The organism is uncultured Imperialibacter sp., assembly GCF_963974565.1.
Taxonomy (GTDB): domain Bacteria; phylum Bacteroidota; class Bacteroidia; order Cytophagales; family Cyclobacteriaceae; genus Imperialibacter; species Imperialibacter roseus.
The window spans coordinates 14,429-38,151 of the sequence record NZ_CAXBCJ010000027.1 but is presented as its reverse complement, the minus strand read 5'-3'; the positions used below and the strand labels follow the sequence as shown (position 1 = coordinate 38,151).

Genomic DNA, 23,723 nt, shown 5'->3' with positions numbered 1-23,723 from the left:
TAAATAATGAGCCTTGAAGTTAAAATCCCTGCAGTAGGGGAATCGATAACCGAAGTAACCATTGCCAAGTGGTTAAAGAATGATGGTGACATTGTGGAGAGGGACGAACTTCTGTGTGAGCTGGAATCTGACAAAGCCACTTTCGAGCTAAACGCTGAGTCAGCCGGAAAAATAAAGATTTTGGTCAAAGAGGGAGAGACTGTTGAGATTGGTGCTGTTATATGCAGTATTGACACCGACAGTGCAGCTCCAGCGAAAGAAGAGAAAAAAGAAGAAAAGTCAGCGCCGGCTAAAGAGGCGACATCGACTGGCGAGACAATCGAAATGCACGTGCCCACGGTTGGCGAGTCCATCAATGAGGTGACCATATCTTCGTGGGTCAAAAAAGACGGCGAAATTGTGCAGCTGGATGAAGTAATCGCTGAAATTGAATCTGACAAAGCCACTTTTGAACTCACCGCCGAGGCTACAGGCAAGCTTCAGGTGATTGCCAAGGAGGGTGAAACACTTGAGATAGGTGCTTTAATATGCAAAATTGAAGTAATGGAAGGTGCAGTTGCTAAAGAGGAGGCCAAAAGCCCTGCTCCGGCTGCTGCTCCTGCAACATCAAGCAGTTCATCTTATGCAGCTGGGCATGCCTCTCCCGCAGCGGCAAAGCTTATGGCAGAAAAAGGACTTTCTGCTTCCGATGTGAAAGCAACCGGAGTTGACGGTCGCATCACCAAGGAGGACGCTATGAAAGCGGAAAAATCGGCTGCTCCAAAAGCTGATGCTGGAAAGCCAGCGGCTCCATCCTATGCCGCACCTCAAATCGGTGGCGGTGTTTCAAGGGGACAGCGCAGAGAGAAGATGACTTCTCTTCGGAAGACTATTTCCAGAAGACTGGTTTCTGTGAAAAATGAAACAGCGATGCTCACCACCTTTAATGAGGTGAACATGGCGCCTGTGATGGAGTTGAGAAAAAAATACAAAGACAGCTTCAAGGAAAAATATGAAGTTGGTTTGGGCTTTATGTCATTCTTTACCAAGGCAGTTACGATGGCGTTGAAAGAGTGGCCTGCAGTAAATGCACAGATCGACGGAGAAGAAATTGTTTATAATGACTATGCTGATGTTTCGATTGCTGTATCCACGCCGAAAGGTCTTGTGGTGCCTGTGATAAGGAATGCCGAAGCACTCAGTTTCGATCAAATAGAAAAGGAAATAGTGAGGCTGGCATTGAAGGCCAGAGACGGAAAGTTGAGCATTGACGAAATGCAAGGCGGCACGTTCACCATCACCAATGGGGGTATTTTCGGCTCTATGCTTTCTACGCCTATTATTAATGCCCCCCAGGCAGCTATTTTGGGTATGCACAACATAGTAGAAAGGGCTGTCGTGGAAAACGGTCAGGTAGTGGTCAGGCCTATCATGTACGTGGCACTGTCCTACGACCACCGTATCATTGATGGTCGTGAGTCTGTTAGCTTCCTTGTACGAGTGAAGCAACTTCTCGAAGATCCAAGCAGGCTTCTTTTGGGAGTGTAAACCCTTTCACTATTTTTTCATTAAAACAAAAAACATGGATTATCAGGTAACAGTAATTGGTTCAGGACCCGGCGGATACGTGGCAGCCATCAGGTGTGCACAGCTGGGCCTAAAAACTGCGATTATTGAGAAATATGATAGCCTGGGCGGCACCTGCCTCAACGTCGGTTGCATTCCCTCAAAAGCGCTCCTTGATTCAAGCGAGCACTTCCACAATGCGGCACACACATTTAAGGAGCATGGGATTGACATTCCCCAGCCGAAAGTGAATTTGAAGCAGATGATTGCCAGGAAAACGGACGTGGTGAAACAAAACACCGACGGCATCAACTTTCTGATGAAGAAGAACAAGATCGATGTTTTTCATGGCATGGGTTCCTTTATAGACAAGAACACCATAAAAGTTTCCGGAAAAGAAGAAAAGAAAATTACCACCGAGAAAGTGATCATCGCTACTGGCTCTAAGCCCGCCAGCCTTCCTTTTATCAAAATCGATAAAAAAAGAGTTATTACCAGCACTGAAGCACTCGAATTGACCGAAGTACCCAAACACATGATAGTGATCGGCGGCGGCGTTATAGGCATGGAATTAGGCTCGGTTTACGCAAGGCTTGGGGCCAAAGTATCTGTGGTAGAGTTTCTCGACAGCATTATTCCTACCATGGATTCGACTATGGGTAAGGAGCTGCAGAAATCGCTAAAAGGGCTTGGCATGGACTTTTACCTGTCCCACAAAGTAACGGCAGTAGAGGCCAAGGGCAAAGAAGTGACCGTGACGGCAGAAACTCCGAAAGGAGAGAAGATAGACCTTAAAGGAGATTATTGCCTGGTGTCGATTGGCAGAAAGGCTTACACCGAAGGACTTGGTCTGGAGAAGGCCGGCGTAAAGGTAACTGACAGAGGGCTGGTTGAAGTGGACGGTCACCTGCGCACAAACGTGGACAATATTTGGGCAATTGGCGATGTCATCAAAGGTGCCATGCTTGCGCACAAAGCCGAAGAGGAAGGTGTGTTTGTAGCTGAAACCATTATGGGGCAGAAACCTCACATAAATTACAACCTGATCCCGGGTGTTGTATACACCTGGCCCGAAGTAGCTGCTGTTGGTTACACCGAAGAGCAACTCAAAGATCGGAAGAAGGAATATAAAGTCGGCAAGTTTCCGTTCAAGGCGCTGGGTAGAGCTCGGGCTTCGGGAGATACAGATGGACTAGTGAAAGTATTGGCCGACAAGCAAACTGACGAGATACTGGGCATCCATATTATTGGTGCCAGAGCGGCCGATATGATTGCTGCCGGCGTCACAGCCATGGAATTCAGGGCCTCTGCTGAGGATGTGTCACGCATGTCGCACGCACACCCCACTTACATGGAGGCCGTGAAAGAAGCGTGTTTGGCAGCAACGGACAACCGACCAATTCACATGTAAAAAACAATTGCTTGAAATCAAAAGCCACCCTGCAAAGGCGGCTTTTTTATTGTTACACAATCGATAAATGAGAATCTGTTAGCGAACAGGGCTCGGTTCTCGGTCATCTTGATTTTTCTTGCCCATCTTTCCGAAATCTCTTTTGATAATCGGGCGGTGGCATATAACTTTGCCGGGATTTGTGAATTGCTAACCCTCCTTTCAATACATTCTAAAGATGCCTAAAGACCCCAGTATCAAATCAATTCTCATCATTGGAAGCGGCCCTATTGTCATCGGACAAGCCTGTGAATTCGACTATGCCGGTTCACAAGCGTCAAGATCGCTTCGTGAAGAAGGAATAGAAGTAATACTGATAAATTCGAACCCAGCCACGATCATGACCGATAAGGTCACTGCTGATCACGTGTACCTGTTGCCGCTGGAGAAGAAATACATCAAACAGATTCTTGAAAAGCACAAAATTGACGCCGTATTGCCCACGATGGGCGGACAGACAGCCCTTAACCTCGCTATCGACTGCGATAAAGCCGGGCTTTGGGAGAAATATGGTGTCAGGATCATAGGCGTGGACATTGCCGCCATCGAGACCACCGAAGACCGGGAGAAATTCCGGTTGAAAATGCACGAGTTGAATGTAAATGTATGTAAAGGGGCGACGGCTACGTCATTCCTTCAGGGAAAGGAAATAGCACAGGAAATAGGCTTCCCCTTGGTTATCCGCCCTTCTTACACACTTGGTGGAAGCGGTGGGGGGTTTGTTGAAAAGCCGGAAGAGTTTGATCAGGCATTGAACAACGGCCTACACGCTTCACCCATTCACGAAGTGCTGGTGGAGCAAAGTATCCTTGGCTGGAAAGAATACGAGGTGGAGTTACTGCGGGACAATATTGGGAACGTAATCATCATTTGCTCCATTGAGAATTTTGACCCCATGGGTGTGCATACTGGTGATTCGATCACTGTGGCACCGGCCATGACCTTGCCCGACACCATATACCAGCAAATGCGTGACCTGGCCATCAGGATGATGAATGGCATTGGTATGTTTGCCGGAGGATGCAACGTGCAGTTTGCAGTTAACCCCGAAGACGACATGATCGTGGGCATCGAGATCAACCCAAGGGTATCTCGTTCTTCGGCCCTTGCTTCAAAGGCTACCGGTTATCCGATTGCTAAAATAGCGGCTAAGCTAGCCATTGGCTATAACCTTGATGAACTCAAAAACCAAATTACGGGCAGCACTTCGGCATTTTTCGAGCCGGCGCTCGACTATGTAATCGTAAAAATTCCACGCTGGAACTTTGATAAGTTTAAGGGTGCCGACCGTCGCCTTGGCCTTCAGATGAAGTCGGTGGGCGAAGTAATGGGCATCGGCCGCAACTTTCAGGAAGCCCTTCAAAAGGCTTGCCAGTCGCTTGAAATAAAAAGAAACGGTTTGGGTGCCGATGGCAAGGAAGTCACTAATCAGGAGCAAATCCTGGAGAGCCTCCGCCATCCCAGCTGGAACAGGCTTTTCCATGTATATGATGCCATTAAGCTGGGCATTCCGCTGAAGACCATTCATAAGCTCAGCAAAATTGATATGTGGTTCCTCGACCAGATTGAGGAACTCTTGAAACTGGAGAATGAGATCGAATCGTTTACAATAGAAACCATTCCAGCGGAAATTCTTCGGATAGCAAAAACCAAAGGTTACGCCGACAGGCAAATCGCCCATCTTTTGGGCTGCCTGGAAAGCGAAGTGCACACCAAGCGTCATGCATTGGGAATAAAGCGGGTATATAAACTGGTCGACACTTGTGCTGCGGAGTTTGAAGCGAAAACGCCTTATTACTACAGCACTTTTGATGATGAGAACGAGTCGGTAAGAAGCGACAGGAAGAAAGTTGTCATTCTGGGATCAGGGCCCAACCGAATTGGTCAGGGAATTGAGTTTGATTACTCTTGCGTGCATGGTGTGCTGGCTGCTAAGGAATGCGGCTACGAAACCATCATGATCAATTGCAATCCAGAAACTGTTTCTACCGACTTTGATATTGCTGACAAGCTGTACTTTGAGCCGGTTTTCTGGGAGCATATCTACGACATCATTTTGCATGAGCAGCCTGAGGGCGTTATTGTGCAGCTGGGTGGGCAGACAGCACTTAAGCTGGCGGAAAAGCTTGAAAGATATGGCATCAAGATTATCGGAACCGACTATAAATCTCTTGACCTTGCCGAGGACAGAGGCAGCTTTTCTTCCCTTTTAAAAGATAACAATATCCCATATCCGCAGTTTGGCGTGATCGAAGATGCTGACCAGGCCATTGAATTGTCGAAGGAGCTTGGGTTTCCTCTACTGGTGCGACCCTCCTACGTTTTGGGAGGTCAGAGCATGAAAATTGTGATCAACGAGCAGGAGCTGGAGTCTCATGTAATCGATTTACTAAAGGATATTCCGGGTAACAAAGTGCTTCTCGATCACTTCCTCGATGGGGCTATTGAGGCTGAGGCGGACGCCATCTGCGATGGTGAAGATGTATACATCATAGGGATCATGCAGCACATTGAGCCGGCGGGCATTCACTCAGGTGATTCCTATGCAGTGCTTCCTCCTTACAACCTGGGCGACTTTATTATTCGCCAGATTGAGCAGCACACCAAAACCATCGCTTTGGCATTGAAAACTGTTGGTCTGATCAACATTCAGTTTGCAATAAAAGACGACCAGGTGTATATTATTGAGGCAAACCCGAGGGCATCACGTACTGTGCCTTTTATATGCAAGGCCTACGATGAGCCTTACGTAAACTATGCCACAAAGGTGATGTTGGGGGAGAAGAAAGTGAAGGATTTCAAATTTTCACCTAAAAAGCAAGGGTATGCGATCAAGGTTCCTGTGTTTTCATTCAACAAGTTTCCAAATGTGAACAAGGAGCTTGGGCCTGAAATGAAGTCGACGGGTGAGGCCATTTATTTCATTGACGATCTGATGGATGACTACTTCTTAAAGATTTATTCAGAACGAAATCTTTATTTGAGTCGTTAAACAGTAGGACTTAAAAATTTAAAGCAGATGTTTAAATTCATTCTCATACTCCTCATATTCTTTTATGTCTTCTATAAAGTAGGCGGCTTCATCATGCGGGCACTTTATTTTGGTTCGGGCAGGCAGTACCAACAGCGGCAGCAGCAACAGTACAGGAGCAGAACAACGACCAACGCCCGCCACGAGGAAATTAGGGTGGATTACATACCCGAAGACGAGGTGAAAAAAAGGAAATCTTCATCAGGAAAGAAAGGTGGAGAGTATGTTGACTATGAGGAAGTAAAATAACCCACGAACAATATTTTGATTTTATAGTGAAAAGCGCTTCAATTGAGGCGCTTTTGTTTTTTTGAGGGTGGAATAGGGCTTCGGCGGCGTAACTGCTTGGAAATAGCATTATTTTTATGATAATTTAGCTTATATGAATAATAAGATACTCTACTACCTGCTTGCAGCTTCATTTTTTGTTTTTGTCGCAGCACCCTTAGTTGCCCAGGAACAGGAAGCTGAAGACCCTTTTGCTGACTATTCGTACCTGTGGGAGAACACAAAAAAGAAGAAAAAGAAAAAAGATAAGAAGGCTGGGAAGGTCGATCAGCCACAGGCAATCGTTGACACGCTTGTTGCCGAGCCGGCATCCCTAGCCGACACACTCATGCCGCCAACCCAACCACTTGACTCAATAACACCTGTTACTACTTACCAGGCTGATACAATTCCAGCAACAGACAGCCTGCAGGCTCCCGTTGAGAAACAAATATTTGATAGTGAGCCGGAAGAAAATATAAAGGAGCCGAAAGAAGAACGAGAAAAAAGAGACATAGCACCGGTTCCTGAAGATTTCAGGGCTGGGCCGCCCGACAGTGAATCCGGAGGTTCTTTTACCGGAGGCGTGACCTACACCAAGATTGGAGATGAGAATTTTGTAGGCTTGGTACTCGCTCCGGAATTCAAAATTTGGAAAATAGGCCTCGGCCTCAATGTGCCCGTACTGTACGGGCTCGAGAGCCAGGCAATACGAACAGAGATTTTCAAAGGTGGTGTTGGTGCGGCAAGGTTGATCAGGTACATCAGGTACGGTTCACAAAAGAGAGACCCGGTTTATGTCCGTGTTGGTGAGCTAAACAATACCATGATCGGTTTTGGAGGGTTGATTAACAACTACACTAACACAACCAGCTACGAAAAGCGGAAGCTTGGGCTTCACTACGACCTGAATTTTAAAGGTCTGTTTGGGCTTGAAGGGATGTACAGCGATTTTGACCCCGCCTCGCTCAATTTGCTGGCTATGCGCCCTTATGTGCGTCCAATGGCATGGACGATTATACCGATTGTGAGGACGCTGGAGATTGGAGCCACTGTCATTAAGGACAAAGACCAGACCAAGCGGCCAACCAGCGACAGCACTTTTGTGGTGAATCAATTTACCGCTGAAGGTGTGGGTGCTTTTGGCCTGGATGCAGGTATCAATTTGCTGAGGATTCCTTTTATTCAGATTGACGCATTCTTCAACTATTCGAAACTAAACGCCGGAACCACTGCCCTAGCCGATTCGATAGCCACAATATATGCCGCACAGGGCGATACAAAAGAATTTACCGACGGACATGGAATCAGCGGTGGGATCAATTTTCGTTTCAATTTCATCGCCGACCTTCTCAGCACTGACATGAGAATTGAGCGTCTTACCTATACTGATAATTATTTGCCTCAGTTTTTTGACGCCTCCTATGAACTGAACAAGGATGCCCGGTTGCTTTCGCTAGCCAATGCTGGGAAAATGAGTGGCATATATGGTAGCCTCACAGGGCACATATTGCAGAAAGTGCAACTTGGCGGCAGCATTTTGTTGCCCGACGACGTTTCCGAAACAGCACCTGCCGTGGTGAGGCTAAATGCTGATGTGGACAGGCTTGGCGACAAGGTGTCGATTCATGGAAGCTATGTGAAAGGCAACCTGTCCACCCTGAAAGACGCATTTAAGCTCGACGAAAGATCCCTGGCCAAGGTTCGCTTCATTTATCACCTCAATAGGTTTTTGGCGGCTGGCGTTGACTATTACTGGGCCTTTGCACCAACAGCTGACGGCTCCTACAAGGCTACCCAGTATATCTCGCCCTATTTTGGGGTGAGCATTAAGTTTTAGGGGCTAAGGGGCTGTCGCAAATTTGCATCAGCAATGGCAGGTTATCATTGTGAGCGGGAACTTAGCATCTGCTTAATTCGTCGTTACTTTTAAAGAATATCTAATATCTTTGCAGTCCAACAATTGGAAACAGTATGGCGTGGTTTAAGAGACAGGACAAGGGAATATTAACACCGACAGACGAGAAGAGAGAGGCACCTGACGGACTATGGTACAAGACGCCAAGTGGTAATATCATTCATATCAGGGAGCTGAAAAACAACGCTTACGTTTGCCCTGACGACGACTTTCACGTGCGTATTGGCTCAAAAGAGTATTTTGAAATACTTTTTGATAACAATAAGTTTCAGGAGCTCGATGCCAACATGAAGTCGGCTGATCCGCTCAAGTTCACTGACTCGGCCCCTTACCCAAAGCGCATTGAGGCCTCCATTAAGAAGACTGGGTTGAATGATGCTGTAAGATCGGCAGTTGGCAAAATGAACGGCTCCGAAATAGTGATTGCCTGTATGGATTTCACCTTTATTGGCGGCTCAATGGGTTCAGTGGTCGGGGAGAAAATCGCCCGGGCAATTGATCACAGCCTTAAGCATAAGATTCCCTTTCTTATGATTTCTAAATCAGGTGGTGCCAGAATGATGGAAGCAGGCTTTTCTCTGATGCAGATGGCAAAGACCTCAGCCAAACTTGCACTTTTGTCAGAAGCTAAAATACCCTATATATCATTATTGACAGACCCGACCACCGGTGGGGTAACAGCGTCGTTTGCTATGTTGGGCGACTTCAATATAGCTGAGCCGGGTGCTTTGATCGGCTTTGCCGGCCCAAGGGTTATCCGTGAAACCATTGGAAAAGACCTTCCCAAAGGCTTTCAAAGTGCTGAATTTGTGCTTGATCACGGTTTTCTGGACTTTATAGTCGACAGAAGGAATCTGAAGACAAAACTTACCAATCTGTTGAAGCTTCTCAATAATTAATTTCTAAAAGCTGATAACTAAACCGGGCACAGAAGGTTAAACCATGGCACTTGCTAATAATATTCAAATTTTCAGTGTTTGGTTAATGGAAAACCCGTGTTATAGATATATTTGTGTCTGTTAAGTAAGAACCAAAAATCTTTCATAGTCAATGACATCTATTGTTCTAACTTCTATTGTAGCCTTTACCGTCATCATTCTTTTGTTGGTGGTAATTCTTCTGGTGGCTCAGGCCAAGCTGGTTCAGCAAGGCGACGTAAAGATCATTGTTAACGGGGACGAGAAGAATCCCCTGATAGCGGCGGCTGGCACAAGCCTTCTGTCAACGTTGTCCGGTCAGAAAATATTTCTTCCATCCGCTTGTGGTGGAGGTGGCACTTGCGCCATGTGTAAGTGCAAAGTACTGGAAGGTGGAGGCGATGTCCTTCCTACAGAAGTTGGTCATTTGAGCAGAAGCGAGCAGAAAGAGCACGTTAGACTTGGATGCCAGGTGAAAGTGAAGCAAGACATGAGAATAGAGATACCCGAAGAAATCTTCGGTATCAAGAAATGGGAAGCGACTGTTGTTAGAAACTACAACGTGGCCTCATTTATTAAAGAATTTGTTGTTGAAATACCTGAAGATATGGACTACCAGGCCGGTGGTTATATTCAGATTGAGGTTCCCAAATGTGCAGTTGATTTCAAGGACATGGATATTACTGCCCACCCTAAGGAGCATGATGATCCAATGAAATTTCAGAAGGAGTGGGACAAATTTGGTCTTTGGGATTTGAAAATGGTTAACCCTGAACCAGCTGAAAGAGCTTACTCTATGGCGTCTTATCCTGCTGAGGGCAGGGAAATCATGCTAAACGTGAGGATCGCTACACCTCCATGGGACAGAGCAAATAATGGCTGGATGAAAGTTAATCCGGGCTTAGCTTCTTCGTACATCTTTTCAAGAAAGCCAGGCGACAAGGTAACAATTTCAGGCCCTTACGGAGAGTTCTTCATTAACCCTTCTGACGCAGAAATGCTGTACGTGGGCGGAGGAGCTGGCATGGCGCCAATGAGATCACATCTTTATCAGCTTTTCAAAACTTTGAAAACGGGCAGAACCGTTACTTTCTGGTATGGTGGCCGGTCGAAAAGAGAGCTATTTTACCTTGATCATTTTTATCAACTGGAAAAGGCTTTTTCTAACTTCAAATTCTTTGTAGTGCTTTCTGAGCCATTGCCAGAAGACAATTGGAAAGTGAAGAAGGATGTAAACGACAAGGAGGGAGACGGATTCCTGGGCTTTGTACACCAGGCGGTAATAGACCAGTACCTTAGCAAGCACGAGTCTCCTGAAGAAATAGAGCTTTACTTCTGCGGACCTCCTATGATGAACTCAGCAGTTCAGAAAATGGGCGAGGATTTTGGTATCCCGGATGAAAATATTCGATTTGATGACTTCGGAGGATAATCTCTGAATCAAGACACTGTAAAAGGGAAAAATGAAAATTTTTCCCTTTTTTTATGATTCAATCTCAAGCGAGCAAATGGACTTCAAGCTTTTTTTCGACCCGGTTTCTTCAGATGTCACCAAAGCATTGCCGAAGTCTGCATTTCTAAAGAGCATCAGGATCTTCTCCAACAAGATGCCTGACCTGAAAAACACCGACATAGCAATTGTTGGAATCAAGGAGCACAGAGGCGAAAACAGTGGTGAAGGCATTGAACAATCGGCTGATGCAATTCGGAAAAAGCTTTATGGGCTGAGCAAAGGGCTTGGCAAAAACAACATCGTTGATCTGGGTAATTTGCGAAATGGGCCAACCGCTGAAGACACTGTTCTGAGACTGAAAGAGGTGGTGCAATCGCTGCTGGAAAAGGATATTCTGCCAATTATTATCGGAGGCTCGCACGATATCGACTATGGCCAGTACATGGCATATGAGGCTTTCGACAAGATGATTTCAGTGCTTGGCGTAGATAGTTCATTTGACCTGGAGGATGACAAAAAGGCTGCCGAGGCTGATCGTAGGCTGCATAGAATTCTTGTTCATCAGCCCAATTACCTTTTTAACTATACTCATCTTGCTTTCCAAACCTATCTGGTTGACCAGCAGGCTTTGAACATTGTTGAGAAATTTTATTTCGAAGCAGTGAGGCTTGGTGTGTTGAGAGAGAGTATTGACGAAATGGAGCCGTCTATCCGGCAGGCTGATATGCTGAGCTTCGACATGTCGGCACTGAGCTCTATTTATGCACCAGGAGGGCAACATGCACAGGTTTTCGGCCTTACTGGTGAGGAGGCTTGCCAGGTTTGCTGGTATGCGGGCAACAGCGAGAAGCTAAGTTCGGCTGGCTTCTACGGTTACAATCCGCTGAAGGATGATGTGCGCAGCTCAACGGCCATGGTAACAGCCACGATGATCTGGTACTTTATAGAGGGATATTATCACAGGAAAGACGACAGACACTTTAGGGAGAAAGACTACACTAAGTACGTGGTGTCGATGAACAACCAGCCCTCAACCATCACTTTTTTTAAGAGCCAGTCGTCGGAAAAGTGGTGGATGGAAGTACCTTATCCTGGCGGGAAAGCCAAGTACAGCCGAAATAGCATTGTGCCATGCAGTTACAAAGACTATGAAACGGCTACCAAAGGTGAGATTCCGGAAAGGTGGATGACCACCCATGCCAAGCTGAATTAACTTTCTGGCACCACTATCCACATAATAATATAGACAAGTATCCCTGGAAAAGCAGCGCTGAGTACAGATAGAACAACATAGCCAAGACGAACCATGGTGGGATCCCACCCAAAGTAGTTGGCAATTCCTGCGCAAACACCGCCCAGCATTTTATCTCTTGATCTTGTTAGTCTTTGAGTCATGTTAAATAAGGTTTATGGAATATAGGCGAAGGCAATTATTTATCCAATTGATAAATGGTTGTATTATCGCTCGAAAACATAAGATCACATACTTTCAGCAATCTACTGAGGTGCTCCTTTTCATAGACAGAAATTGACGTCAGATTGGCAGATAAAATAAGGTCAAGGTTCCTGTCATAAATAATCACTTCAGGCGTAGTTTCAACGTCAAGAAAATCCGAGCCCACAACTATGACGCTGGAGCTTACTGTCTTCGGATCAATAGCAAACTCACCCATTGCATTGGGCCGAGCGTGCAAAGTGAAGAAGCCTACGAGAAGGGCTACGGCTATCCCCAGAATGATAACAATGTTTTTAAAGGCAGGCAGAGAGACGACTTTGAATATGGCTCCCTTTATTTGAGTTTTCGACCGCATGCCAAAAAGCTTGCAATTCGAATGCCAAACAATATAATTAATTGATAACCAGAATATTAAATAATAAATAAAAGATAAGGGTTGTAACAAAAACGAACACTTTTAGTCCGGCGATTGTTCACCTTTGTTCGGACTGCCTTTGCCTTTTTAGCATTTACTTGTCGACAATAACCTTCTTTACCTTTTGAAATTCTGTAGAAGCATCGATCATTTTAGTCCAGTGGACTTTGGTTCCGCTTGCTTCTGACTGGTAGTAGAGCCCATCTTCTTCCTGGATCAATATGCTTATGCCAAGATCATACCTCAGAGACTCCACTTTGTCGCCAACCGCAAGGGGCTGCTGCTCCAGATCAACCAGCTCAAGCTTTTTCTCTTTCCTGGGGGATTCTTTTTTTCTTTTGAATATGCCAAACATCCTCGGAGTAATTAATACATGAGAAAAATAGAGCAAACGCCGACGAAAGCGAAAAGTTTTTTTATGAATGCGAATATTTACGGTTTATGATCATTTCCCAATCAAAATATTCGGAAATTAACTACCCAAATATTGTTGAAACTACTTTTAACATACCTACTCATATGAAACCTATCTATTTTAATGTGGCTATTGCCATATTGATGAGCGGCTGTGGGCCGCAGAAACCTCAGACCGAAGAAACTAGCAATGAAGAAGCATCGAAGCCACAGGTAGTGGAGCGGCTGGATCCTGCTATTGACAAACTAATTGATAAAGAGGCAAAGCTCGAAATACTTGGAGAGGGTTACACCTGGGCAGAGGGTCCTGTGTGGGTGCCCTCGCAGCAAATGGTGCTTTTTACTGACGTGCCTAACAATGTGGCTTACAAATGGAAGGAAGGTGAGGGTGTTAGCGTATTCCTGAAGCCTTCGGGCTATACTGCGGAAGCAGGAAAAGAGGAAAGGGAGCCTGGAGCCAACGGCCTTATTCTGGACGACCAGGGCAGGCTGTTGCTGTGCCAGCACGGCGATAGAAGGGTGGCCAGGATGGATGCGCCCTTGGATGCACCTGCCTCCAAATTTGTTACGTTGGTTGATAGGTTCGAGGGCAAGCGTTTGAATAGCCCCAATGACCTCATTTTGAGCAGTTGGGGGGATATTTACTTTACGGATCCTCCGTACGGTCTTACCGGCCTGGACGCCAGCCCTATCAAAGAGATTCCCTTCAACGGCGTTTACCGGCTAAAGAAAAGTGGAGAAATCGAACTTGTGACGGATAAAATGTCCAAGCCCAACGGCATAGCCCTGTCTCCCGACGAGAAAACATTGTATGTTGCCAACTCTGACCCTGAAAGGTCAATTTGGATGGCTTTTCCGGTGAATGAAGATGGCTCTGTTGAAGAAGGGAAGGTCTTCTTTGATGCTACTGAATTGACGAAAGTAACACCCGGAAATCCCGATGGGATGAAGGTAGATTCCAAAGGAAACATTTTTGCCACTGGCCCCGGTGGAGTAGTTGTTTTAAGTCCTTCCGGAAAGCATCTGGGCACAATAATCACGGGAGCACCGACAGCCAATATTGCTTTCGGAGGTGACGAGAAGGTTGTTTTTATTACTTCCGAAAGTCGATTGCTAAGGATGAAGTTAAGGGACTAAACCCGTATTGGCTAGTAAAGCCAAAGAATGAGGTCTTTGGCATATTTTACGAAAAGGGTGAGAATAATGCCCCAAAAAATGGCACTCACCCACATCGGGCCAATGATCTGCTCCTTTTTCACACCAAGCGTATTGAGTATCAGCGCACCGCCTATCGGTGTGATAAATAGCGGGGAAAAGAACGACACTCCGTAGACACCGTATTTTTTCCAGAGCGTCACGAAAAGCCGTTTCTTTTTTGTGAATTTCTTTTCGTTGGGCTTTGGTTTGAAAAAGCGGCTGGTGAGGAACCTCACCTGCTCACCAAAGTAGGTGACCAGGTAAACCATGGTCATCATGCCTGCTACGGAAAGCCCGAAGGTGACAAAAATATTTAGCCCTGAAGAAATACCAATGGTGGGGCCTACAATGAACTTAAACATGCTAAGAACATAAACGCCCAGGTATTTCAGGAGTTCGGCTACGAAATTGATCTGCATATATACAGGCTGAAAGCAATATTAAAAAGTTGGAGTTATCACTTTCCAAATCAACACCAATCGTCAGTGAATCATTCTTTGGTACCGAAAGATAAGTCGCCGGCATCGCCAAGGCCGGGCACGATATAGGCCATTTCATTTAAATGGCTATCTTTTGCCCAGGTCCATATACTTCCCGGGTGATCGATTGATTCTTCCAGATAGCTGATACCTTCAGGAGCGCTTATCACCGACATGATATGAACGGCTTTCGGGTGGCCATATTTCAGGCACTGCTTGAAAGCCTTCACTAGCGATTTTCCGGTAGCCAGCATCGGATCAATTAATACGAGTTGTTTGTTGTCAAGGTTGGGTAAAGCAGAATAATTAAGTGTTATCATTAAATCCTTTGCAGAACCCTCTTCCCTGTAGGCGCCAATAAAGCCGGATTCTGCCTTGTCAAAAATGTTCAGAAACCCCTGATAGAAGGGAATGCCTGCCCTTAGCACCGTCACCATTACCAGATCGTTAACTGGTACTTCTGCTTGTGAAGTCCCCAGAGGAGTAGCTACCTCACATTTTTTCGCCAGCAGCGTTTTCGAAAACTCGTAGGCCATCAGCTCGCCCAGCCGCTCCAAATTGGTACGGAAACGAAGCCTGTCCGTCTGTACCGACGTGTCCCGCAATTCACATAAAAACTGGTTGGCGATTGAGGTTTGCTGATTTAAAATATGAATCTTCATGGCGATGCTTTTGAGATGTTTCAATTTCATAAATTTAACCGCCATTAAAAAGCATCCGATGACCATGGGGTTGATTCTCCAGGGTTGACATTTAAGAAAACTGGAAAACCCATGAAGCTATTGAAAGACCTCTGTGCAGTGCATGCGCCCTCAGGCGATGAAGCTCCTATGAAGGAGTTTTTGCTTTCCTATATAAGTAAGCAGCAAAAAACATGGAAGGTGAAGCCGGAGCTTATACATGGGCCAGAGTTTCAGGATTGCCTCATCCTGGCCTTTGGCAATCCCAGGACGGCGATTTTTGCGCACATGGACTCCATTGGGTTTACTGTCAGATACGACAATCAACTGGTGCCTATTGGCGGGCCAGATGCCGATACGGGTACGTTGCTGGTAGGGGAAGACAGCCTGGGGCCAATCGAATGCAAGCTTGTATTAAATGAAGAAGGCCGTGCCTTTTATGAATTTGGCAGAGCCATTGATAGAGGCACCGGGCTTACCTACAAGTGCAACTTTCGACTACATGACGACATGGTAAGCACTTGTTATCTTGATAACCGTTTGGGCGTTTATAATGCCTTGAAAGTAGCGGAAACACTAGAGCACGGAGTGATCGTCTTCAGCGCCTGGGAAGAGCATGGAGGTGGTTCGGTGCAATACCTAACAAAGTACTTGTACGAGCGCTGGCAGATAAAACAGGCACTGGTTTCCGACATTACCTGGGTAACTGACGGAGTGCATCATGGCAAAGGTGTGGTGGTATCGATGAGAGATAAAAATATTCCACGAAAATCGTATGTGGATAGGATCATAGCTATCTCTCAGTCGTCAGGTGTGCCTTTTCAGCTGGAAGTAGAGGGGAGCGGGTCTTCTGATGGTCGGGATGTGCAAATTTCTCCCTACCCGATCGACTGGTGTTTTGTGGGGGCCCCTGAAAGCAACGTGCACTCGCCAAACGAAACCGTGCACAAAGATGACATTACGGCTATGGTGAGTCTGTACGAGGTGCTGATGGCTGAATTGTAGCCAGGCAGCATTGCAATGCGAATGCTCAGGTAATTCAACCAGCTGGTTGAATTAAAAATACTGAAGAGGTATGACGATTAACAACAAAGAATTTGAGCGATACATAGGGCGAAATCAGATCAGCGACAGACTCAATGAGCTCGCTGGGCAAATTGATATGGATTATGCTGGTAAAAGCCTGGTGATGCTTGCTGTGTTGAACGGGGCCTTCATTTTTGCCGGTGATCTTATTCGTTTGCTCAAGGTTGATGCCGAGGTTTCCTTTGTAAAGCTGAAGTCTTACAGAGGGACGGCCTCAACCGGTGAAGTGCAAACCCTGATTGGACTCATGCATGAATTGAAAGACAGAGAAGTGTTGATTGTAGAGGATATTATAGACACTGGGCGCACGATGAGCAAACTTTTGGAAATGGTTTGGGAGCAGTCGCCAGCATCAGTTAAAGTCTGCACGCTACTGGTAAAACCTGATGTTTTCAAGAACAAATATCAGCTTGATTACGTTGGTTTCAGCATTCCTGATAAGTTTGTTGTGGGCTACGGACTTGACTATGACGAGCTTGGCAGGCAACTGCCAGACATCTATAAAATTAAAGACTGAAGTTTGTAATTCTTTTTTTGATAAGTATTTCGGATTTTTGACCCTTTGTAAAAGAAACGAAACCTAATGTAATGCTGAATATTGTTTTGTTTGGCCCTCCGGGTGCCGGTAAAGGAACCCAGAGTGAGAAGCTAATTAGCAAATATCACCTGACTCATATATCGACTGGCGACTTATTTCGTAAACACCTGACTGAAGGCACCGAGCTCGGAAAGCTAGCTCAAAAGTACATGGATGATGGCAAGCTGGTTCCGGACGAGGTGGTGATTGGCATGGTGGACGATAAGCTGAAATCTACCAATGGATCGTCGGGGGTTATCTTTGATGGCTTTCCCCGCACTGTTAATCAGGCTGAGGCTTTGGACAAGCTGCTCAATGGCATGGGCGAACCTATCAAAGGGATGATAGCGCTCAATGTTCCGGAAGCCGAGCTAAGGATCAGGATAAAAGAAAGAGGTAAGACTTCTGGGCGAGTGGATGACCAGGACGAGGCAAAAATTACCACCCGGATAAAAGTTTATCAGGATGAGACGATGCCGGTAGCTAATTACTACAAGTCGCAAAGTAAATACCATCAAATAGAGGGAGTTGGTGAAATAGAAGAGATATTTCACGACATTTGCAGCGTAATAGACTCTTTCTAAGAGCAAAGAAATAAGGAGGGGGATGCTTTTCCATGGCGAAAAGCGTCCTCATTTATTATATGGCTGACAATAACTTCATTGACTACGTAAAAATTAGCTGTAAGTCGGGCAACGGCGGGGCTGGTTCAGTTCACTTTCATCAGGAAAAATTTATTGATAAAGGAGGGCCCGACGGCGGTGATGGTGGCCGGGGTGGTCACATTATTCTAAAGGGAAACTCTCAACTGTGGACTTTGCTGCACCTCAAATACCGAAAGCACATCATTGCGGAAAATGGTGTGGCAGGTGCAGGCGATAAATGTACGGGAGCTCAGGGCAAGGACATTATTCTCGATGTGCCCCTTGGGACGGTAGCAAGGGACGCCGAGACTGGCAAAAAGTTACTGGAGATTGTTGAAGACGGGCAGAAAGTCATTTTAAAAAAGGGCGGACTCGGAGGGCTGGGTAACGACCACTTTAAATCACCTACCAATCAAGTGCCTACCTACGCCCAGCCAGGTACACCTGGTGAGGAGGGTTGGGTGATCCTGGAGCTGAAGCTTTTGGCCGATGTGGGTCTTGTTGGCTTTCCAAATGCCGGGAAGTCGACGCTTCTGTCCGTTATTTCTGCGGCAAGACCCGAAATAGCCGACTATCCCTTTACCACCCTCACACCCAATTTGGGGGTTGTGCCCTACCGTGACTTTAAGTCGTTCGTTGTGGCCGACATACCAGGTATCATCGAAGGCGCTGCTGAGGGGAAAGGTCTCGGCGTACGCTTCCTGCGTCATATCGAGCGAAATTCAATTCTCTTGTTTATGCTGCCAGCCGATGCATCTGATATCAAAAAAGAATACTACATCCTTCTAAACGAGCTCAAAAAATTCAACCCGGAACTACTGGATAAGCAACGGCTGCTGGCGATCACAAAGTCGGATATGCTCGATGAAGAGCTCATGACGGAGATGAAAGCAGAGCTGCCCGACGATGTAGAAGCTATATTTATTTCAAGCGTAACCCAACAAGGCATACAGGAATTGAAGGATAAGATTTGGCAAACCATTAACAGCTAGTGCCATCTTGTCAGTCAGAAGTGGTTTGGCAAAGTAATTGACTCTTGCTGGCAGGAATTAATGTTTCTTGAAATGGCAAAAAAAAACGTGGAAGAGAACAAAGAAACTATTGAGAATAGTGTAGAAGAGCAGGTTTTGGATGGCGAAAATGCCAATGCCTCTGAGGAGAGTACTGACAATGGGTCAGACGTCGCCGAAGACGAAGTGACTGTGCTTAAGAGAGAATTGGAAGAGTCGAAAGATAAATACCTGAGACTTTATTCTGAGTTTGATAACTATAGAAGAAGGACTGCCAAAGAAAGAGTGGAGCTTATCAAAACCGCTGGTGAGGACGTACTGGCCGTTCTTATTCCGGTAGTTGACGATTTTGAAAGAGCAAAAAAATCGATAGATGGGCAAGAAATCGAGGCTTCAGTAAAAGAAGGTGTCGATCTTATTTATAACAAATTAATTAAAGTGCTTGACCAAAAAGGACTGAAGGCCATGGAAGTTGAAACCGGCCATGAGTTCAACCCCGAATTGCACGAAGCAGTGACTCAGTTTCCTGCACCTGACGATTCGCTGAAGGGAAGGGTGATAGATGTTGTTGAGAAGGGATATGTTTTAGGTGACAAGGTCATCAGGTTTGCAAAAGTGGTAACAGGGGCATAATCGATTATGGCGAAAAGAGACTTTTACGAAATCCTAGGAGTAGAAAAGGGTGCACCACAGGAAGAAATAAAGAAGGCTTACAGAAAAATAGCCATCAAATTTCACCCTGACAAAAACCCTAATGACCCTACGGCTGAGGAAAAATTCAAAGAAGCAGCCGAAGCTTATGAAGTGCTAAGCAATGCTGAGAAACGCCAGCGGTATGATCGTTACGGCCATCAGGGTGTTGGCGGCGCTCCGGGCGGCGGCTTCAGTGGCGGTGGCATGTCAATGGACGACATCTTTGACCAGTTCGGCGATATTTTCGGCGGTGGTGGCGGCAGCCCTTTCGAAAGTTTTTTTGGTGGTGGGCGCTCCGGTCGTGGAGGTGGTCGTAAAGGATCTAACCTTCGTATTAAGCTGAAGCTTACCCTTGCAGAAATAGCAAATGGAGTTGAAAAGAAAATAAAAGTGACCAGGCTGGTGACAGCTCCCGGAGTGACTTACGCTACCTGTTCTACCTGTGGTGGAGCTGGTCAGGTGAGAAAAGTTGTCAACACCATGCTTGGCCAAATGGTATCGAGCAGCACCTGTAGTGCTTGCGGTGGCTCTGGCCAAAGAGTCGACAAACGCCCACCCGGCGTAGATAGCTCCGGCTTGCAACCTCAGGAAGAAGTGATCAGCATCAAAATCCCGGCTGGTGTTTCTGATGGCATTCAATTGTCGATGTCAGGCAAAGGTAACGTTGCTCCCGGCGGCGGAACACCTGGCGACCTGCTGATTGTGGTGGAAGAGATTGAAGATGAGTTGCTGAAAAGAGATGGCAACAATGTCATTTTTGATTTGTACCTCAACTTCGCCGACGCCGCCCTTGGTACTTCGCTGGAAGTGCCTACTATCGATGGCAACGTCAAGATAAAGATTGAGCCAGGCACCCAGAGTGGCAAGTTACTAAGACTGAGAAGCAAAGGTATTCCTGATCTGAACGGCTATGGCCGGGGCGACCAGCTGATCCACGTCAATGTTTGGACGCCCAAAACACTTGACAAAGAAGAGAGAGAAATACTCGAAAGATTCAGAGAATCTGACAATTTCAGCCCTAATCCGGGTAAATCGGAAAAAGGATTCTTCGATAAAATGAAAGAATTCTTTTAAAAGTTATATCGGAATGCAGTTTCGTCGAAATGAACTGCATTTTTTATTATTTTCTTTCAACATTCGCAACTCTCTCTGCTGTATATCGTTGATAGCCACTATGCGGAGATTGGTTTTATTGAGTTTTAGTCTTTTAGCAAGTTTTTCGTCATTTAGTCAGTTAAAAAAGTTTTACTCTGTGAGCAACGACTCTGCCTTTCAAAAGGTAGATTTTTGTTTGAGTGCAACTTCTGGCTCTTGCTATATCCGGCCTGTGAAAGCAGCCCAGCCAGTCAATATTTATGGCAATCCTGACTTCGAAACCATCAACCCATCGTTCAAGACTTACATAAAGAACAGCGTCAAGCATGTTAATCTTGACCTTGAAAACTATCAGTCCTCGACCATAAGCAAAAGTCTGACGTCGAGCATTTTTGGAGACAGCAAAAAGGACGACAAGAATTACTGGAAGATTCTCCTTACCGAGGATAAAGTATACTCTCTGCAGCTAGCTTATGGTATCGGTAATGCGGATGTGGATCTTTCGGGCATTCCTGTAGAAAAACTAAAGATTAACACCGGAAGTGCTGATGTTATTGTCGATTATGCCGATGGCAAAGGAAACCTGGTGGCAATGGACACCTTTTTTGTGAAAGTTGACCTGGGGTCGCTGATCGCCAATCATATCAACCTTACTAACTCAAAAGTAATTGTGGCCGAAGTGGGGTTTGGAACAGCAGTGCTCGACTTTAGTGATAAAAGCCAACAATCGTCCAAAATCAGGGCCAGCGTAGGGGCCGGCCGATTGGAAATGATCATGCCAAAGGAAAATGTTCCGGTGATTATATACCTGCACAACTCGCCACTTTGCAGTGTTAAAATGCCAGCTGAGTTTACACAGATACGGAAAAATGTGTACACCAGCTCCAGCTACCATCCCGATGCCCTCGACTTGATGGAGTTCAACATAGACGTTGCGCTCGGCAACGTAGAGTTCGTCAGCAAGAAGTAAATAGATTTTCAGTTCATTCATTTTGCCTTTTTGGAGTAGCCATTGTTCCACCTGGTTAGGCAAGCAATAGCTTATTTTATAAAGCGAAATTCTTGAACAAATAGCGGATCAATCTGTATTTCTGAGGATTGAATGTTTCGTTTGTGGTTAAATTAAAAAGCAAAACTGGTTCAATGCGTCTCGCCCGGCCGGGCTTCTCCAGTCGGATAGGCTTGGCCCTTTTGCTTTTCTATGACCACTTGGGATATTTGGTTTAAAGGGTAATCCCCCAGGTTTTCCGCTTGATCCCAAATAGCCAAGTGCAGAAAGAGGGTTAACACTTAGTTTGAATTACCCTTTTTTTTAAATAATTATGCATAGGCTATGGTGTTTTTGTTGCTAATTGCTCTTCTCCAAGATGATGATTCCGAGGTGTTTGGTGCTGATTTTCCTGCTTTTTGCTTCCTATTTTTCTTCCGGGCAATCAAGCCTTGACTCACTTCTCAATGATTGGAAACTAAGGAAAACGACGGACCCGGACACAACCACCGTTAATCTTCTAATTGATATCGCCACAGCGTATCAGTACGACAACACTGACAGTGCGCTTTACTATTGCAGTTTGGCAGAGGACTATTCCAGAGATTTGGATTTTACACGTGGACTCGCCAGTAGCCTGACCAAGAAGGGCGTTTGCTACTACATCAGAGGTGTTTACGATCTGTCGCTCGATGCTCACTCAAGTGCTCTGGTGTTACATCGGCAAATTGGCAATGGAAAGGGGATGGCACTAAGCCTGAACGGGATCAGTTTGGTGTATCTCGGCAAGGACGACATGATCAGAACGATTGAGTATCAGAGGCAGTCAATTTGGTACAGTAAAAACAGCACTGACTCCTCCCTCCTGGCGAATAATTATTTTAACCTTGGCGTCGCTTTCGACGAGTTGCGACAGTTTGACAGCGCCTACCACTATCTCAATGCTTCTGTCAGGGTTTGCAATGTTTACAAAAATGAAAGGGTCAAGCTCATGGTAAACAATCGCCTGGCGCTTACTTATTTTCACGAGGGCAGGTATAGGGATGCCATCGAGCAATACAAAAAGGTGCTTAATGCGGGTTACTACCAAAGTAATTGGGAGAGCACATTTGCACATGCCGGTATGGCCGAGGCTTATATTAAGCTTGGCGAGCCCGTTATGGCTATCAGCCACGGACGTACCGCTTTGGACTATGCAGAGAGAGTGGGGGCAATGTGGGACAAGCAAAGAGCCTACGAGGTGCTGGCAGAGGCTTATGCTCAAAGCGGTGATTTTGAAAACGCCTTCGAAACACATAAGAAATACAAGCAGTTAAGTGACTCAATTCTTAGCGAAGCGAAAGAAAAAGAAATAAACTTGCTGATGGTTAAATACCATGAAGCGGAGAATCAAAAACTTGCTCAGGCGAACAAGGTTCAGGAAAAAGAGCTTCGGGTTACCTTTTTGGCTAGTATTATTTTTGCAGTGGTGCTGGTATTCACAATGGCCGTTGCTTTTCTCTTATCGAGAAATAGCAAGACAAAGACGAGACTCAACATAAAACTCACGCAGCAAAATGATGACATTGCCAGGCAAAAGGAGCAGATAGAAAGGCAAAACGAAAGGCTTGAGGCATTGAATAGCACTAATTCACTGATACTTTCCATTATAAGCCATGACATGCGAAGTCCGATAGCTTCGATGCAGTCAACGATAGAATTGATGAAGGGAAAGTTTGGAACAGCGTTCAAAGACTACGCAGTATTTGACGAACTCGGTAAACGAGTTGATAATGTAGCTACCATGCTCAACAACCTGCTCACTTGGGCAGGAGCGCAGTTTTCTGGCATTCAAACAACTATTGAGGAAGTTAATGCCACTGCTGTTGTGCGGGATTTGGTGGCTGTTTATGGTTTTCAGGCCGGGGAAAAAGATATAAGCCTGGTTCACCAGCCGCAAGCCGATATTTTTTTGCGGGCGGATGTTTCCCAACTTAAAATCATTGTGCAAAACTTATTGAGCAACGCTATCAAATTCACGAGAAGAGGTGGTGAAGTGAGGATTCATTATTCGGAAAACAGCTCAATGACTTCGATACACATAGTGGACAATGGTGTTGGGATGACCGAAAAAAAACTAAATCTTATTCAAAATAAAGTAAGCAAAAGACTGACCGAGCCCGGAACCAGCAATGAGCCGGGTACTGGCCTTGGTATTTTACTGGTCAAGCAATTCATTGCGAGCAACGAGGGCTCTATGGAAATCAAAAGTGAAGTAGGCAAAGGAACGGAGTTCATCATAAGCTTCAAGAAGGTATAGTATTTTACTTCTTTGCCCAACCCTTAATTTCGGTTGTCTAAAGATTTGGCGTCTATGTCCCCCACTGCCCCCGCTTGGTCGAAATCACACATCGGCCATAGCAATTGAT

At 45.8% G+C, this 23,723-nt stretch carries 22 protein-coding genes; 17 read left to right on the top strand and 5 right to left on the bottom strand.

All coding sequences use genetic code 11. The features are described 5' to 3' along the window. Positions 1-6: 6 nt before the first annotated feature. The 8 genes from odhB (at position 7) to AAC052_RS25520 (ending at position 11,794) form a co-directional block, all read left to right on the top strand. A complete protein-coding gene (odhB, locus tag AAC052_RS25555) occupies positions 7-1,527 on the top strand; it encodes a 2-oxoglutarate dehydrogenase complex dihydrolipoyllysine-residue succinyltransferase (RefSeq protein WP_317489452.1) in 1,521 nt (506 codons plus the stop codon). 34 nt (positions 1,528-1,561) lie between these two features. Continuing rightward, positions 1,562-2,956 carry a dihydrolipoyl dehydrogenase gene (lpdA, locus tag AAC052_RS25550; RefSeq protein ID WP_339816013.1) on the top strand — a complete coding sequence of 465 codons (1,395 nt, stop codon included), beginning with the start codon at positions 1,562-1,564 and terminating at the stop codon, positions 2,954-2,956. A gap of 217 nt (positions 2,957-3,173) precedes the next feature. After that, positions 3,174-5,987 carry a carbamoyl-phosphate synthase large subunit gene (gene carB, locus AAC052_RS25545; protein WP_317489454.1) on the top strand — a complete coding sequence of 938 codons (2,814 nt, stop codon included), beginning with the start codon at positions 3,174-3,176 and terminating at the stop codon, positions 5,985-5,987. Between the two features lie 27 nt (positions 5,988-6,014). After that, a complete protein-coding gene (locus AAC052_RS25540) occupies positions 6,015-6,275 on the top strand; it encodes a DUF4834 family protein (RefSeq protein WP_317489455.1) in 261 nt (86 codons plus the stop codon). 133 nt (positions 6,276-6,408) lie between these two features. Next, a complete protein-coding gene (locus tag AAC052_RS25535; RefSeq protein ID WP_339816012.1) occupies positions 6,409-8,133 on the top strand; it encodes a hypothetical protein in 1,725 nt (574 codons plus the stop codon). Positions 8,134-8,267: 134 nt separating this feature from the next. Continuing rightward, complete coding sequence (accD, locus tag AAC052_RS25530; protein WP_317489457.1) at positions 8,268-9,110, top strand: acetyl-CoA carboxylase, carboxyltransferase subunit beta; 843 nt, start codon at positions 8,268-8,270, stop codon at positions 9,108-9,110. 151 nt (positions 9,111-9,261) lie between these two features. Next, positions 9,262-10,560 carry an NADH:ubiquinone reductase (Na(+)-transporting) subunit F gene (gene nqrF / locus AAC052_RS25525; RefSeq protein ID WP_339816011.1) on the top strand — a complete coding sequence of 433 codons (1,299 nt, stop codon included), beginning with the start codon at positions 9,262-9,264 and terminating at the stop codon, positions 10,558-10,560. A gap of 31 nt (positions 10,561-10,591) precedes the next feature. Then, the gene (locus AAC052_RS25520; RefSeq protein WP_317489459.1) at positions 10,592-11,794 is read left to right on the top strand and encodes a formimidoylglutamase; all 1,203 of its coding nucleotides are present in this window, start codon (positions 10,592-10,594) and stop codon (positions 11,792-11,794) included. Here the strand turns inward: AAC052_RS25520 and AAC052_RS25515 are convergent. The 3 genes from AAC052_RS25515 to AAC052_RS25505 all read right to left on the bottom strand — a co-directional run bounded on the left by AAC052_RS25515 (position 11,791) and on the right by AAC052_RS25505 (position 12,807). Further along, positions 11,791-11,976 carry a PspC domain-containing protein gene (locus tag AAC052_RS25515; protein WP_317489460.1) on the bottom strand — a complete coding sequence of 62 codons (186 nt, stop codon included), beginning with the start codon at positions 11,974-11,976 and terminating at the stop codon, positions 11,791-11,793. The genes AAC052_RS25520 and AAC052_RS25515 overlap by 4 nt on opposite strands. A gap of 35 nt (positions 11,977-12,011) precedes the next feature. Then, positions 12,012-12,392, bottom strand: a complete 381-nt coding sequence (locus AAC052_RS25510) for a hypothetical protein (RefSeq protein WP_339816010.1) — start codon at positions 12,390-12,392, stop codon at positions 12,012-12,014. A gap of 154 nt (positions 12,393-12,546) precedes the next feature. Then, entirely contained in the window at positions 12,547-12,807 is a 261-nt protein-coding gene (locus AAC052_RS25505) for a hypothetical protein (protein WP_339816009.1), read from the bottom strand. Positions 12,808-12,971: 164 nt separating this feature from the next. Here AAC052_RS25505 and AAC052_RS25500 point away from each other — a divergent pair, with 164 nt between their 5' ends. Then, entirely contained in the window at positions 12,972-14,003 is a 1,032-nt protein-coding gene (locus AAC052_RS25500; protein ID WP_339816008.1) for an SMP-30/gluconolactonase/LRE family protein, read from the top strand. Positions 14,004-14,014: 11 nt separating this feature from the next. On the opposite strand, the gene AAC052_RS25495 is transcribed toward AAC052_RS25500, so the two are convergent. Both AAC052_RS25495 and upp read right to left on the bottom strand, forming a co-directional pair. Beyond that, a complete protein-coding gene (locus AAC052_RS25495; RefSeq protein WP_151996285.1) occupies positions 14,015-14,482 on the bottom strand; it encodes a hypothetical protein in 468 nt (155 codons plus the stop codon). A 71-nt stretch (positions 14,483-14,553) separates the two neighbouring features. After that, complete coding sequence (upp, locus tag AAC052_RS25490) at positions 14,554-15,234, bottom strand: uracil phosphoribosyltransferase (protein WP_317489464.1); 681 nt, start codon at positions 15,232-15,234, stop codon at positions 14,554-14,556. A gap of 81 nt (positions 15,235-15,315) precedes the next feature. Here upp and AAC052_RS25485 point away from each other — a divergent pair, with 81 nt between their 5' ends. The 8 genes from AAC052_RS25485 to AAC052_RS25450 all read left to right on the top strand — a co-directional run bounded on the left by AAC052_RS25485 (position 15,316) and on the right by AAC052_RS25450 (position 23,614). Beyond that, positions 15,316-16,227, top strand: a complete 912-nt coding sequence (locus AAC052_RS25485) for an aminopeptidase (RefSeq protein WP_339816007.1) — start codon at positions 15,316-15,318, stop codon at positions 16,225-16,227. 70 nt (positions 16,228-16,297) lie between these two features. Continuing rightward, on the top strand, positions 16,298-16,825 hold the full coding sequence (gene hpt, locus AAC052_RS25480) for a hypoxanthine phosphoribosyltransferase (RefSeq protein ID WP_339816006.1): 528 nt from the start codon (positions 16,298-16,300) through the stop codon (positions 16,823-16,825). A 71-nt stretch (positions 16,826-16,896) separates the two neighbouring features. Continuing rightward, positions 16,897-17,469, top strand: coding sequence for an adenylate kinase (locus AAC052_RS25475; RefSeq protein ID WP_317489467.1), 573 nt, complete (start codon positions 16,897-16,899; stop codon positions 17,467-17,469). Positions 17,470-17,528: 59 nt separating this feature from the next. Next, entirely contained in the window at positions 17,529-18,521 is a 993-nt protein-coding gene (gene obgE, locus AAC052_RS25470; RefSeq protein ID WP_317492395.1) for a GTPase ObgE, read from the top strand. Positions 18,522-18,593: 72 nt separating this feature from the next. Further along, positions 18,594-19,172, top strand: a complete 579-nt coding sequence (locus AAC052_RS25465; protein ID WP_317489468.1) for a nucleotide exchange factor GrpE — start codon at positions 18,594-18,596, stop codon at positions 19,170-19,172. 6 nt (positions 19,173-19,178) lie between these two features. After that, positions 19,179-20,306 (top strand): molecular chaperone DnaJ, encoded by a 1,128-nt coding sequence (gene dnaJ, locus AAC052_RS25460; RefSeq protein WP_317489469.1) that lies wholly within the window; start codon positions 19,179-19,181, stop codon positions 20,304-20,306. A gap of 178 nt (positions 20,307-20,484) precedes the next feature. Then, entirely contained in the window at positions 20,485-21,297 is an 813-nt protein-coding gene (locus tag AAC052_RS25455; RefSeq protein ID WP_151996291.1) for a hypothetical protein, read from the top strand. Between the two features lie 397 nt (positions 21,298-21,694). Beyond that, positions 21,695-23,614: an ATP-binding protein gene (locus AAC052_RS25450; RefSeq protein WP_339816005.1), complete on the top strand. Its 1,920-nt coding sequence runs from the start codon at positions 21,695-21,697 to the stop codon at positions 23,612-23,614. Positions 23,615-23,723: the final 109 nt, after the last annotated feature.